Genomic DNA, 12,730 nt, shown 5'->3' with positions numbered 1-12,730 from the left:
GGGGTCATTTAGGCGCCGCACTCTCTCTGAGGCCCTCCGCGCTGTCCGCGGCGGGGGTGGTCGCTGTGGCTAAGCAGGAGAACAACCCGACGAGCATCGGGCTCACGCAGTACCTCGATCCGTCGTACTGGACCTGGGCTGCCGAGGACCCGAACGGGGCCGCGCTGCTCCAGCAGGGAGCCGAGGCGATCCTCGCCTACGTGGTGCAGCGGCTCGAGGCCACCGGCTGCGAGGTCGTCGAGGCCTACGGCATCGTGCATGACAAGGACGAGCGCGAGGTCTGGAGCGACACGGAGAAGGCTCTGGTGATCGAGCCGAAGCCCGATCACCTGCACGCGGTCATCAAGTTCGCCAGCCGTGCGAAGAGCGCACCGCTGGATCGGCTCGCGTTCGGCATCGGCGTCGAGCCCCAGTACGTCGAGAAGCCGGGCCGCGGGCGGTACGCCTACGACAACATGCTGTCGTATCTGACGCACGTGAAGTACGCGGACAAGCACCAATACGCGCCTTCGGAGGTCGCTACGGTGCGTGGGCCTGACTACCTCGGGATCGACGCCCAGCGTCGGGAGACCTGGCTCAAGGGGCGCGCGCACGTGAAGAAGAAGGTCGTCGCCGAGAACTTCGAGGACATGCGCGAGCGCGTGCTCCAGGGCGAGTTCACGCGGGATCAGATCATGCTCACGGACGAGCTGTTCGACATCTACTCGCGGCATCAGCGGGAGATCGACGACGCGCTGTCGGCCTACGGCCAGCGCCGCGCATACCGGGCGGCGGCGAAGCTCCGCGCCGGTGAGTTCTCGACGCACGTGGTGTTCGTCCATGGGGATGCCGGGATCGGCAAGACCCGGTTCGCCACGGACTTCATCACCGAGGCGATCAACGCGGCGAACGCGCACGGCGAGCGGTGGCAGGTCTACCGGGCCGCGACGGGGAACCCGCTTGATGACTGGCGAGGCGAGGAGGTGCTGCTGCTGGACGATCTGCGGGCCTCGGCGATGGATGCGAACGACTGGCTGCTGCTGCTTGATCCGTACAACGCCTCGCCTGCGAAGGCTCGGTACAAGAACAAGGGCGAGGTGGCCCCGCGCCTTATCGTCATCACGGCGACGATCGAGCCTGTCGAGTTCTTCTACTACGCCCGCCAGAAGGGCAACGTGGACGAGGCGTTGGACCAGTTCATCCGCCGCTTGGCCTCGGTCGTGAAGGTCTATCGTGCCGACGACATCAATCGTTACCTCGTGCAGCACATTGGGAAGATCGAGCCCTACGAGTGGCACCAGTGCAGCATCCCGACCGCCGCACACACGCCCGGCATGTACGGCAACGCGTATCACCAGAACGTCGGGTCGCGGGAACTGACCTACGGTCCGGAGACCTCGGGGGAACATGACGCTGAGGGCGCGGTTGCTGAGCTGCTGGGCGGGCTCGCGGTGCGGAGCCCTGACGTGCCGCTGGCGCTGATCGGAGGTGCCGCATGAGCACCGAACGCGATGCGCTCTTCCAGGGGGTCGAGGGGGCCGGAGGCCCCTCGCAAGCAGCCGGGGAGGACATGAGCGCCAGCGAAATGTCCGACACGGCTACTGCTTGCCACTCTGGCGTACAGGTGGAGCAGCAGACCGACTCCCAGGTGAACACCGGTCGGGCTGATGCGGAGGCTGTGCGTCAGAGTCACGGCGGCGCGAAGCGTCGTCGTGGGGGCCGCGCGAAGCGCGATACCGACTTCGGAGAGGAGACGCTCGCGGCGCTTCGCACTCGTGCGAAGCGGCTCGGGCTGGCTCCGAGCACGTGGGTGCGGACCGTCGTCCGGGATGCCCTCCACGCCTCTCGGAGCGAGGAGTTGGACGCCGCCGTGGCCGCGCACCTGCTCGGGGTCGAGGCGCGGGTGCAGGCGTCGGCGGATGCTCGCGAGCTGGCCGCGCAGATTCGCCCGCTGGCGATCAACGTCAACGACCTCGACCGCCGGGCGCGGGCTGGTGAGTCAGTGGCGCTGTCGGCGGAGGTGCCCGAGCTGATCGAGTTGCTGCGCGAGGTCCGCGCCCTGCTCGGGGATCGGGCGGCCTCATGAGCACCACGCACTACAGCGCGAGCGCCAGCGCCGCCGACACGGAGCGCTATATCCGTGGCAAGGAGGACGAGCGGGGCATCGCGATCACGTGCGATGTGCCGGGAGGCCCCGGCGCGTTCTCGGCGCGCGCTCGGTCGCTCACGCAGAACACGACGCGCGAGGTCGAGGCGGTGCATTACCGCCAGTCGTTCAGCGACGAGGAGTTCGACCCGAAGAGTCCGGAGGACGTGCAGCGGGTGAACGATCTCGGTTATCAGCTCGCGAAGAAGATGCACCCGGATTCCGACTGCCTCGTAGTCAGTCATGTGGATGGGCGGGGCAAGAAGCCGCACAACCACATCTTGGTCATCAACCACAACAACCGGACGGGGAAGGCGCTCTCGGACTATCGCACGTTCCACGACCGCAAGGCCGGGAATCAGCGGGGCGTCCAGTCGGCGAACGACCAGCTGATGCGAGAACACGGGCTCTCGGTCGTGAAGCGGCTGGAGCACGCACCGAAGGACTGGGAGCTGCGCCGCGAGGACTTCGCCGAGGGATCGCTCGACCGCGAGATGGGCGACCGGATGAGCGCGGCGCTGGCCGATCCCCGGGCGGTGGACAAGGCCGGTCTGGTCTCGGTGATCGAGGAGCAGAACCAGCGGCTCGGCGATGACGGGGAGCGGGTGCCGCGGATGCGGTTGCACAGCCCCGTCAGCAAGAAGGGCAAGCGCGCCGGGCAAGAGACCTGGACGCTCTACATCGAGGATCGCCGCGGCGAGTCCGGCCGCGCCGAGCGCCGCAAGCGCGCGAGCGCCCTCTCGGCGGACTTCACCCCGGAGGGCGCGCAGGCGTTCTTCGACTACCACCAGCAGCAGAAGGAGAAGGAACATGAGCGCAGCGCTCGACAGGCTGAAGCAGCAGAACGAGCCCGAGCAGTCGCAGCAGCAGCTCGGCAGTCCGGAGACGATGGAGCTGTTGACCTCGATCCTCGCCGCCGTCGAGGCGCAGAACACGAGGATCGCCACGCTGACCGAACAGCAGAAGAAGCTCGCGGGGTTCGTGAAGGTCATGGACGAGGAGACGACGAGGCGGCTGGAGCGGATCACGGCCCCGGCGTCGACCTCCTCGCCCTCCAGTGACGTGTCCGCGAGGATCGCGAGTATCGAGAGCAGGCAGAACGAGATCGCGAGCACGCTCGGCGAGTTCGCGCAGAGTCTCAACGGCGAGAGCTTGAACGCCGCGTCGCGGAGCTTGGTCGCGGAGGCGCAGAAGAATCGCGCGGCTACGGCCTCGGCGATTGAGGGTCTGAAGGCGCAGGTCACAGCGAACCAGAAGCTCGTGAGCCAGGTCGGCGGCGCGGTCCAGCGGATCGAGAAGCGCACCGAGGAACGGGTCGAGAAGGCTGTCGAGCAGGTCGCCGGGGAGGCTTCGGCCACGATGACCGCGAGCCTCGACGCCTCGAACGCGCGGGCGGAGCGGATCATCGCCGCGACGGCGAAGCTGGAGGCGCGACAGCTCTGGTCCGCCGCCGCCGCGATGTGCCTCGTTCTCCTGCCGGTGGCCGTGGTCGTCGCCGGTCTCTGGATGGGCATCGCCGGGCTCATCACGGGTGTTTAGTGGGCGCTGGACGTGGACGGGAGCGTGTGGCTCGGCATCGGCCGGTGGCTCGTGGTCGGCGCTGGCCTCGCCGGGGCCGGCTACGGGCTCTTCGCGTCCGTCCGCTGGGTTGCGGGTCTCGTGGAGACCTGGAAGGGCCGCGGGATGCCGAAGTGGCCCCGCTGGCGCAAGAGGTGATCACGCCTCACGAGGGCAAGCGCGCGCAGCGCGTGCGGCAGCCGCGACAACTGGACATTAGGTCAGCGGCTGCTGTATAGTTCAGTGCATGCTGACCATTGCTTCGCGTCTTGACGTCATGAACCGGCTCGGCCGGGCCATGGCCGACCCGACGCGCTCCCGCATCCTGATGTCCCTGCTCGACAGCCCGAGCCACCCCGCGGTGCTCTCGCGCGAGCTGGGGCTGACCCGCTCGAACGTGTCCAACCACCTGACCTGCCTGCGCGACTGCGGGATCGTGGTCGCCGAGCCCGAGGGCCGCCAGACTCGCTACGAGATCGCCGACCCGCACCTGGCTGCGGCGCTGACGGCACTGGTCGATGTGACCCTCGCCGTGGACGAGAGCGCGCCGTGCATCGACCCGGCCTGCTCGGTGCCGGGCTGCTGCGCCGCGAGCAGTTCGGGGGACGCCTCGTGAGCGCCGCCTGCGGCTGCGACGAGCCGACGACCAGCCCCGCGGACGAGGCAGAGGAGGCAGAGCGCCCGTGGTGGCGTGATCCCGGCCTGGTCGTGCCGATCCTCTCCGGAGTCGCGTTCGGCACCGGCCTGGCGCTGGAGTGGTCGGGGCTGCACATCGCGGCGCTGGTCGCGTTCTGGGCGGGCCTGCTGCTGGGCGCGTACACGTTCGTGCCCGGTGCGATCCGGAATCTCGTTGTGAAGCGCAAGCTCGGGATCGCGCTGCTGATGACGATCAGCGCCGTGGGCGCGGTGATCCTCGGCTACGTCGAGGAGGCGGCCGCGCTGGCGTTCCTCTACTCGATCGCCGAGGCCCTGGAGGACAAGGCGATGGACCGCGCCCGCGGCGGGCTGCGCGCGCTGCTGAAGCTCGTGCCGGAGACCGCGACCGTGCTGCGCGACGGGACCTCCGCCTCGGTCCCGGCCAGGGAGATCGCCGTCGGCGACGTGCTGCTGGTCCGCCCTGGCGAGCGGGTCGCGACCGATGGGCTGGTCCGCTCGGGCCGGTCGAGCCTGGACACTTCGGCGATCACCGGTGAATCGATCCCGGTCGAGGTCGCGCCCGGAGAAGCGGTGTCGGCGGGCGCGATCAACAGCGCCGGCGTGCTGGAGGTCGAGGCGACCGCCGCGGGCACCGACAACTCGCTGACCACGATCGTGGAGCTGGTAGAGCAGGCCCAGGCCGAGAAGGGCGACCGAGCCCGGATCGCTGACCGGATCGCCCGCCCGCTGGTGCCCGGCGTGATGGTCCTCGCCGTCCTCGTCGGCGTGCTCGGGTCCCTGCTCGGCGACCCGGAGACCTGGATCACCCGCGCCCTGGTCGTCCTCGTCGCGGCCAGCCCCTGCGCGCTGGCGATCGCGGTGCCCGTCACCGTGGTCTCCGCGATCGGCGCGGCGACCAAGTTCGGCGTCGTCATCAAGAGCGGGGCCGCCTTCGAGCGCCTCGGCGGCATCCGGCACCTGGCCGTGGACAAGACCGGCACTCTGACCCGCAACCGGCCCGAGGTAACCGCCATCGTCGCCGCCCATGGGTTCGACGATGCGCAGGTGCTTGCTTGGGCTGCCGCCGTGGAGCAGCACTCGACGCACCCACTCGCCGCCGCCATCGCCGCCGCGGGCCGGGGAACCCCCGCCGCGCAGGACGTGGCCGAGGAGGCCGGGCACGGCATCGGTGGCCTGGTCGACGGCCGCAGGGTGGCGGTGGGCAGTCCGCGCTGGATCGACGCCGGTCCGCTCAAGGCCCGGGTCGAGGACCTGGAGGCCGAGGGGCAGACCTGCGTGCTCGTCACCGTCGACGGCTTCCTGGCCGGGGCGATCGGCGTCCGCGACGAGCTGCGCCCCGAGGTCCCCGAGGTCGTGCGGACCCTGCGCGACCAGGGCGTCGAGGTGAGCATGCTCACCGGCGACAACTCCCGCACCGCTGCTGCGCTGGCGAAGCTGGCCGGGATCGGCGACGTGCACGCCGAGCTGCGTCCCGAGGACAAGGCTCGCATCGTCGCCGGGTTCTCGGAGACGTCGCCGACCGCGATGATCGGCGACGGCATCAACGACGCGCCCGCCCTGGCCGGGGCGACCGTGGGCATCGCGATGGGCGCGACCGGCTCCGACGCCGCGATCGAGTCCGCCGACGTCGCCTTCACCGGCCACGACCTCGGCCTCATCCCGCAGGCTCTGCGCCACGCCCGCCGCGGCGGCAGGATCATCAACCAGAACATCGTGCTGTCCTTGGCGATCATCACTGTGCTGCTGCCGCTGGCGATCACCGGCGTGCTCGGCCTGGCAGCGGTCGTCCTCGTGCACGAGGTCGCCGAAGTCGTCGTCATCGCCAACGGACTGCGGGCTGCGCGTGCCCGCAAGCAATAGGTGTTCCGTCCAACGCCATAACTCAGACATGCGCTATGAGAACCCGCTCTACCTGGCTGAGGAGGTCGCCGCTCTCGACCTGCTCACCGACCAGCGCATCGCCATCGGCATCTCCCGCGGCTCGCCGGAGCAGGCCCGTCGCGGCTGGGAGACCTTCGGCTACACCGGCGGCGTTGACCCGCGCGGGGCCGACGTCGCCCACGCCCACACCGCCCAGTTCCTCGACGCCGTCCGGGGCGTCCCGCTGGCGGACCTCGACACCAGCGGTGGCATGGCACCCGGCGCCGGCTCCCGCCTGCGCATCGAGCCGCACGCCCCCGGCGTGGACCGCCGCCTGTGGTGGGGCGCCGGCTCTCGGGAGACCGCCGAGTGGACCGCTCGCCAGGGTCTGAACCTCATGAGCTCGACCCTCCTGACCGAGGCCACTGGTGAGGGCTTCTCCCACCTTCAGGCCGAGCAGATCCGCCGCTACCGCGAGGCGTGGAAGGAGGCCGGCCACGACTGGACCCCGCGCGTGAGCGTCTCGCGCTCCATCTTCCCGATCGTCTCCGAGGTCGACCGGAAGTTCTTCGCGTTGCGCGGCGAGGACTCCCACGACCAGATCGGCGTCATCGACGGCCTGCAGTCGACCTTCGGGCGCACCTACGCCGCCGAGCCCGACGTCCTCATCGAGCAGCTCGCCCGGGACGAGGCGCTCCATGCCGCCGACACCCTCATGCTCACCATTCCCAGCCAGCTCGGCGTCGACTTCAACCTCCACATCCTGCAGGCCTTCGCAGAGCATGTCGCCCCGGCGCTGGGTTGGCAGCCCAACACCGCCGGGCCGGTGACGGGCTATTCCCTGGAGGTGTAGACCTCCGGCAGCGGTCACCGTCCCGTCTGGTCGCGATACGGTTCCGTCATGGAGGGCGCAGGCGATCAGGCCCCGGTGGTCGCGTGGATGGAGCACCACCAGGTGGTCCTGTACCTGGGTGCGCTCGTGGCCGGCGCCGTCCTGGGGCTGGCGGCTCCCGCAGCCAGCAGCCTTCTGGAGGCGGCTGTCTCCCCGGTGCTGGTCACGTTGCTGTACACGACCTTTCTCGGTGTCCCCTTCCATCGCCTGCGGGCCGCCTTCGCCGATGCCCGGTTCATGGCGGCGCTTGTGGCGGTCAACTTCCTCGTGGTGCCGGCGGTGGTCCTGCCTCTGTCCCGACTGGTCGCCGATGAGTCGGGGCTCCTGGTCGGCACCCTCCTGGTGCTCCTGGCGCCCTGCGTCGACTACGTCATGGTCTTCACCCGACTGGCCGGCGGCGCATGGTCACGCATCCTGGCGGCATCTCCGGTGCTCATGCTCCTCCAGGCCCTCGTCCTGCCGCTGTGGCTGGCCCTCGCTGCCGGCTCACCCGGGGCTCAGGGTGGTGGTATCAGCTGGCGGCCTTTCGCGCAGGCCTTCGTCCTCATGATCGTACTGCCCATGGGGCTATCGATCCTCACACGGTGCGCCGCACCCCGGGTCCGGTCCGCCGACCGGCTCGCTTCAGCAGCGACGGCGCTCATGGTTCCGCTCATGATGGCGACCCTGCTGCTCGTCGTCGCCTCCCAGGTTCCCCACGTCGCCTCCCGGCCCGACGTCGTTGCCCGGGTTGTTCCCCTCTTCGTGACTTTCGCACTGGTGATGCCGGCTGTGGGAGACATCGCCGGGCGCATGGCTCACCAGGGGCGCCAGGAGCGCCTGGCTCTCGCCTTCTCCGGGACCACGCGTAACTCGTTGGTGGTTCTGCCGTTGGCTCTGGCGCTGCCCGATTCCATGGGGATGGCACCGATTGTGGTGGTGACTCAGACGTTGGTGGAGCTCGTCGTCATGGCAATCGGTGTCCGTCTGCTTCCCTGTTTTATTCGATAGGGGGAGTGTGGGGAAGAAGCCGATGCAATGATGATGCATTGATGTCAATGATGCAGAAGAACGACGTGGCCTGTGGGTCTCGGACTGCTCCGAGCCCCACAGGCCCCTGTCGTTGAGGGTGGCATCGCCCCTGGATCCCATATTCCAGAGGAGACTCAACCCTCCTTCGCCAGAGCGGCTCACGCCGAGCTCCCTATCAACTCGGGCGGCCTCGAAATCCGATCGGTCATTGGGCTCCCCAACCCTCGCGACCAGTTCCGTCCGGCGGCGGTCACTATGTAACCCACTGCTCCTGAGGGAGCACTTCAATGTACCTGAGAATATTCTGGGAATCTAGTTGCGGAATTTGTTTCGTTTTCCTGAGGCTAGAGAAATCCTTTTCTAAAGAGGGAGAATGATGTTAATTTTTGATGCATTTTAAACGTATAGGCAATCCTTTTGTGTTGATTCTCCTCGGTGTTGTCCCGGAAGTGCCGTGTATTGTTCAGCCGTCCAACCGTTAATCAACGGGTGGAAGGTGGTGGTTGTCCGGCTCGGAGTGCCGGATGCCACCGGCCCCCGATCTCGTCCCCGATCTCTTCAAGGAGCAGTTGCCTATGCCGCAGGTCACCGGAGCCGTTCATGAGGTGGGTGTCGACCAGCTCTTCTTCTCCACCACTGACGCACGTGGCGTCATCCGCCACTCGAACAACGTCTTCATCGAGCTCTCGCGCTACCGGCGTGATGAGCTCTCCGGCGCCCCGCACAACATCATTCGCCACCCGGAGATGCCCGGTGGTGCCTTCAAGGCCATGTGGGACACCCTCAAGGCCGGCAGCCCCTTCGCCGCCTACGTGCGCAACCTCGCCGCCGACGGCAGCGAGTACGACGTCTTCGCCACCGTCACCCCGCTGTCCGACGGCGGCTACCTCTCGGTACGCACCCGACCGGTGTGCTCCGATCTGTTCGACACCGCCTGCGCCATCTACCGCGACGCCCGCGCCACCGAGGACCAGGCCATCGATGGCGGGGCCAACCGTCGGGCGGCGGCCGAGGAGGGGCTGGGCCGCATCGCCGAGATGCTGGCCGGAGCGGGCCTGTCCTCCTACGAGGAGTTCCAGAACACGGCCCTGCCGGCGGAGGTGGCGCGTCGTGAGGAGCTCTCCGACGGTATCCCGGTGCGCCCCGACGCCGCCGGGGACCTGCGCGTCATGCTCGACTCGGTCACCAGGATCGCCGCCGGGCTCGACTCGTGGATGTCCGGTCAGCAGCAGCTCGCCGAGCTCTCCGCCTCACTCAAGGCCGCGGGGAAGGGACTGACCCGGACCCTGGAGGACCCTCGCCTGAGTATCGAGCACATCGCCGCCCTGGACCGCTCCGACCCCAGGGTCAAGCCCTTGGCCGACCTGCTGGACCTGTGGACCCAGATGCAGGTTCTGGTCAGCCCCCTCGTGGCGAGGCTCGTCGACACCCTGGCCCAGCTCGACACCAACGGCGCCCGCACCCGCTTCCGCATCGCCCTGGCCCGTCTGCACACCACCATCACCTCCCTGTTCACCGTCGAGCTCATCGACGGCGTCGGAGACCCGCAGTACTCGGCGCAGGCCATCCCCGACCTCATCGAGTCGTTGCGTGAGGGCATCGCCGAGATGGAGCGTCAGGCTCAGGCCCACCGCGCCCTCGCGGCCCAGGCGGTCGCCTACATCGGCGAGGCCAGCCGCATGATGACGATCCCGAACCAGCTCCTCATGCTGTGGACCGGTTCGGCCGCCTCGAGCGACCCGGAGCTGCCCGCCACGGCCGCAGAGCTCTCCAGTGCCGCCTCCGGCGTGGTCGAGTCCGTGGGCCGTCGCCTGGCCGAGCTCGACGACCTCGCTGCCCGCTGCCAAGCCACTCATGTCGCCGACAACTTCGCGGAGCTGGGGGAGGCCCTGGACTCCTTCACGACGGCGGCCGGAGCTGTCGCCCCGAGCTGAACGGGTGCGGCGCCGGTCGGCGAACGTATCCGTTCACCAACCGGCGCCGCTGCGCTGACCGAGTGCTAGGCGGGCTCGCCCCGCTCGACCGGGCTCAGTAGGAGTCGGTCTCGGAGCGGGGGGCCTCCTGAGCCGTTGCCTCAGTGGGCGTTGCCCCCGGGTAGTCCACGTGTCGGTCCTGCACGGGGCTTGTCGGTGAGGCGTACCCGTAGGGGCCGGGTTGCTGCGGCCCGGTGGAACCGGCCGCGCTCGGGGGTGCTGAGAGGGCGCCCTGTCCGACAGACGCGGTTCCCACCGGAACGGGCACGGGAACGGGGGAGGCCCAGCGCAGCTCATCGCGAGGGACCTCATAGACCACACCGGGGTAGCGACCGAACTGCTCCTCGCTGGGCACGGCCGAGGAGGTGGAGTCCAGCACCGCGAGCATCTGCTCCGGCGTCGGCCACGAACCGGACGGCCCGCTGCCGCTGGGAGCCGGCGGCGGGAACCACGCCGTGAACTCCGGCGGACGGATCATGATCCGTCCCGGGCGGGTGCGGTCGCGCAGGGCGTGGGCGCGCCAGGTGATGACCGGGTGCGTGGACCGCCAGACGGTCATGTGGAGCCACAGTCCCTTCTCCCGGGTGGCGCGATCCGCCAGGGCGTGGGTGTTGACCTCGGCACCCAGGTACTTGCCGCCGGAGAGCACCCCCACGACCCCGGGCACACCCGCAGGCGCGTAGGTGTAGCCGTGGTTGTCCGCCGTGTACTCCTGGGCCCGAACCAGCGCTTTGCCCAGAAGCGGGACGTTGAGGCCGAGGGTGACGAACAGCAGGCGCAGCATGGAGATGTGACCCGCGGCGAGGTGCCCGACCTCGTGCCCGATCACGAAGCGCAGCGCCTCAGGGTCGCGGGCCCGGCCACCGATCTCGAACATGTCGGAGTGGACGACCACGAAACGCCGGTAGCCGTGGCCGGCCGCGAAGGCGTTGATCTGACCGTTGCCCATGGTCACGTAGGCATCGGGGACCCGGCGCAGGCCGAACTGCCGGGCCGCCTCGACAACCATCCGGTAACCCTCCGGGAACTGGGTGGGACTCATCTGGACCGCGGTTGCGCGGAGCTTGGCGTACAGCATCGCGCGCGCCACCCACAGGATGATCGGGATGATGGGCACCAGCAGGAGGAACTGCATGCCGCTGTTCTCTTCACTGAGGAAGAAGTCGCGAACCTGAGCCCCCAAACCGGTCGGTTCAGGCACAGCGACCAGCCAGATCACCAGGGCGATCCACGCCAGGTAGGCCAGTGCAGTCGCCATGCTGGTCGCGACCAGGAGCGGGATCTCGGCGGGGTGACGCAGCTTGCGGATGCCCTTGATGCCGTGAACGGTCGCGCCGTTGAACATCCGGGGGTGGGAGGGTGGCACGGCCGGCGGCGGCGAGCCGAGGGGACCGGGGACGGTGGATGGAACATGTGGTGGCATGACGGCAACCTAAACGACTCGCCGCTGGATTCATCTCCTGCCCCAGTAGGATCTTCGCCTCCGGCGTATCGGCCGTCTGGTGGGAAAAGGTGTGGTTGGTCGCTTCCCTCAAACGGCGCTGTCGCTCCAGCAGTCCTGCAGGAGGTGGGGAGCCGGCGGGACCTGACGCCGTCGATCGCGACCCCGTAGGCTCCTGCCCGTGCCGCACTCCGCCTCGCCGTCTTCGCCGTTCCTGTCCTCGCAGCCTCTGCCCTCCCTGTCCGGGAACCTGGACCACACCGTGCCCTGGGGCATGCAGATCGCCGTGCGCTACGACAAGGTCCACCCGCCCCGGAGGATCGACGTCGCCGAGGCGGCCGCCCGCGCCGTCGTCTCCCTCCTGGCCTCACCCGCCGCCGCCCCCGGCGGGCCGTGGAACCCGGCCGTCGACTACTGGCGCGACGGGCGCATCCGCAAGCTCGTGCGTCGGGCCCGCGGCAAGCGCTGGGAGGAGGTCAAGGACATCGACGGCGTCACCGTCACCCAGGACGGCCCGGCCGGCTGGGGGCAGGCGGCCGCCCGCGCCTTCGTGCCCGGGCCGGTGCGCCCCCTGCCCGGGGCCCTGGCCAAGACCCAGGTGGAGGGCACCCACTTCCCACCCGGTGACGAGCTGCCCCCACCGCCCGCCGAGATCACTGCGCGCGCCGCCCAGGATCCGGCCGCGGCCGAGCAGATCGCGCTCACGGCGGCGTCGGCCTCCACCGGGGCCCTCGTGACGATCGAGGTGACCCCCCTGCACGAGATGACCTCGGGCAAGCTGGCCGCCCAGTGCGGCCACGCCGCCCAGCTGGCCTGGGAGAGCAGCGCCATGCCCCCTGCCATGAGGCGGGCCTGGGCCGAGGACGGCTACCGGGTGCGCGTCGTCGTGCCCAGTCGGGAGCAGTGGGAGACCACCACCCGGCCCGTCAGCGTCACCGACGCCGGCTTCACCGAGCTCGACGGCCCCACCGAGACGACTCGCGCCTTCTGGTGACGGCGCGGTACCTGGGTGTCCCTTCGCGCAGGGGCACCGGCGACCCGCCAGACATCCTCCATCAGCCCGTCATCGCCGCCAGGGCGGCCAGTCCCCGGACTCCCGCCCGGGCGAGCGTCTCAGGAGCCGTGGCGCCCCGAATCGGGAACTGCGTTTCCCGCCCAGAACGTACTTGTCCTCCAGACGACTGAGGTCGGACCCCAGTCATCTGGAGGACAAC

The 12,730-nt window shown here is 69.4% G+C and carries 10 protein-coding genes and 1 pseudogene; 10 read left to right on the top strand and 1 reads right to left on the bottom strand.

From position 1 onward, the window contains the following. The first annotated feature begins 56 nt into the window (after positions 1–56). The 9 genes and pseudogenes from HMPREF9058_RS11225 (at position 57) to HMPREF9058_RS11185 (ending at position 10,036) form a co-directional block, all read left to right on the top strand. Positions 57–1,478, top strand: a complete 1,422-nt coding sequence (locus tag HMPREF9058_RS11225) for a Rep family protein (protein ID WP_009747953.1) — start codon at positions 57–59, stop codon at positions 1,476–1,478. Next, positions 1,475–2,065: a hypothetical protein gene (locus HMPREF9058_RS11220; RefSeq protein ID WP_043538211.1), complete on the top strand. Its 591-nt coding sequence runs from the start codon at positions 1,475–1,477 to the stop codon at positions 2,063–2,065. Before HMPREF9058_RS11225 ends, HMPREF9058_RS11220 begins: the two co-directional genes overlap by 4 nt. Continuing rightward, a complete protein-coding gene (locus HMPREF9058_RS11215; RefSeq protein WP_009407241.1) occupies positions 2,062–3,186 on the top strand; it encodes a relaxase/mobilization nuclease domain-containing protein in 1,125 nt (374 codons plus the stop codon). Before HMPREF9058_RS11220 ends, HMPREF9058_RS11215 begins: the two co-directional genes overlap by 4 nt. 112 nt (positions 3,187–3,298) lie before the next feature. After that, positions 3,299–3,841, top strand: a pseudogene (locus HMPREF9058_RS13195) (hypothetical protein). 88 nt (positions 3,842–3,929) lie between these two features. After that, positions 3,930–4,298 carry a helix-turn-helix transcriptional regulator gene (locus HMPREF9058_RS11205; RefSeq protein WP_003780589.1) on the top strand — a complete coding sequence of 123 codons (369 nt, stop codon included), beginning with the start codon at positions 3,930–3,932 and terminating at the stop codon, positions 4,296–4,298. Further along, the gene (locus tag HMPREF9058_RS11200; RefSeq protein ID WP_003780583.1) at positions 4,295–6,199 is read left to right on the top strand and encodes a cation-translocating P-type ATPase; all 1,905 of its coding nucleotides are present in this window, start codon (positions 4,295–4,297) and stop codon (positions 6,197–6,199) included. Before HMPREF9058_RS11205 ends, HMPREF9058_RS11200 begins: the two co-directional genes overlap by 4 nt. 28 nt (positions 6,200–6,227) lie before the next feature. Continuing rightward, complete coding sequence (locus HMPREF9058_RS11195; protein ID WP_009407404.1) at positions 6,228–7,052, top strand: LLM class flavin-dependent oxidoreductase; 825 nt, start codon at positions 6,228–6,230, stop codon at positions 7,050–7,052. A gap of 48 nt (positions 7,053–7,100) precedes the next feature. After that, positions 7,101–8,081, top strand: coding sequence for an arsenic resistance protein (locus tag HMPREF9058_RS11190; protein ID WP_009407131.1), 981 nt, complete (start codon positions 7,101–7,103; stop codon positions 8,079–8,081). Between the two features lie 596 nt (positions 8,082–8,677). Beyond that, positions 8,678–10,036 (top strand): PAS domain-containing protein, encoded by a 1,359-nt coding sequence (locus HMPREF9058_RS11185; protein ID WP_009407168.1) that lies wholly within the window; start codon positions 8,678–8,680, stop codon positions 10,034–10,036. A gap of 94 nt (positions 10,037–10,130) precedes the next feature. On the opposite strand, the gene HMPREF9058_RS11180 is transcribed toward HMPREF9058_RS11185, so the two are convergent. Continuing rightward, the gene (locus tag HMPREF9058_RS11180) at positions 10,131–11,420 is read right to left on the bottom strand and encodes a M48 family metallopeptidase (protein WP_009407057.1); all 1,290 of its coding nucleotides are present in this window, start codon (positions 11,418–11,420) and stop codon (positions 10,131–10,133) included. A gap of 370 nt (positions 11,421–11,790) precedes the next feature. On the opposite strand from HMPREF9058_RS11180, the gene HMPREF9058_RS11175 reads away from it, so the two are divergent. Further along, entirely contained in the window at positions 11,791–12,510 is a 720-nt protein-coding gene (locus HMPREF9058_RS11175; RefSeq protein WP_043538342.1) for a peptidyl-tRNA hydrolase, read from the top strand. The last annotated feature ends 220 nt before the right edge of the window (positions 12,511–12,730 follow it).

The organism is Actinomyces sp. oral taxon 175 str. F0384 (genome assembly GCF_000223355.1).
In the GTDB taxonomy this organism is placed as follows: Bacteria; Actinomycetota; Actinomycetes; order Actinomycetales; family Actinomycetaceae; genus Actinomyces; species Actinomyces oris.
Note: the sequence above shows the minus strand (reverse complement) of the source record. Positions and strands in the feature narration are given on the sequence as shown.

Coding starts and splice junctions, on each gene's coding strand:
- HMPREF9058_RS11220 (WP_043538211.1), top strand. CDS start 1,475: ATGAGCACCGAACGCGATGCGCTCTTCCAGGGGGTCGAGGGGGCCGGA.
- HMPREF9058_RS11215 (WP_009407241.1), top strand. CDS start 2,062: ATGAGCACCACGCACTACAGCGCGAGCGCCAGCGCCGCCGACACGGAG.
- HMPREF9058_RS11205 (WP_003780589.1), top strand. CDS start 3,930: ATGCTGACCATTGCTTCGCGTCTTGACGTCATGAACCGGCTCGGCCGG.
- HMPREF9058_RS11195 (WP_009407404.1), top strand. CDS start 6,228: ATGCGCTATGAGAACCCGCTCTACCTGGCTGAGGAGGTCGCCGCTCTC.
- HMPREF9058_RS11190 (WP_009407131.1), top strand. CDS start 7,101: ATGGAGGGCGCAGGCGATCAGGCCCCGGTGGTCGCGTGGATGGAGCAC.
- HMPREF9058_RS11185 (WP_009407168.1), top strand. CDS start 8,678: ATGCCGCAGGTCACCGGAGCCGTTCATGAGGTGGGTGTCGACCAGCTC.
- HMPREF9058_RS11180 (WP_009407057.1), bottom strand. CDS start 11,420: ATGTTCAACGGCGCGACCGTTCACGGCATCAAGGGCATCCGCAAGCTG.
- HMPREF9058_RS11175 (WP_043538342.1), top strand. CDS start 11,791: ATGCAGATCGCCGTGCGCTACGACAAGGTCCACCCGCCCCGGAGGATC.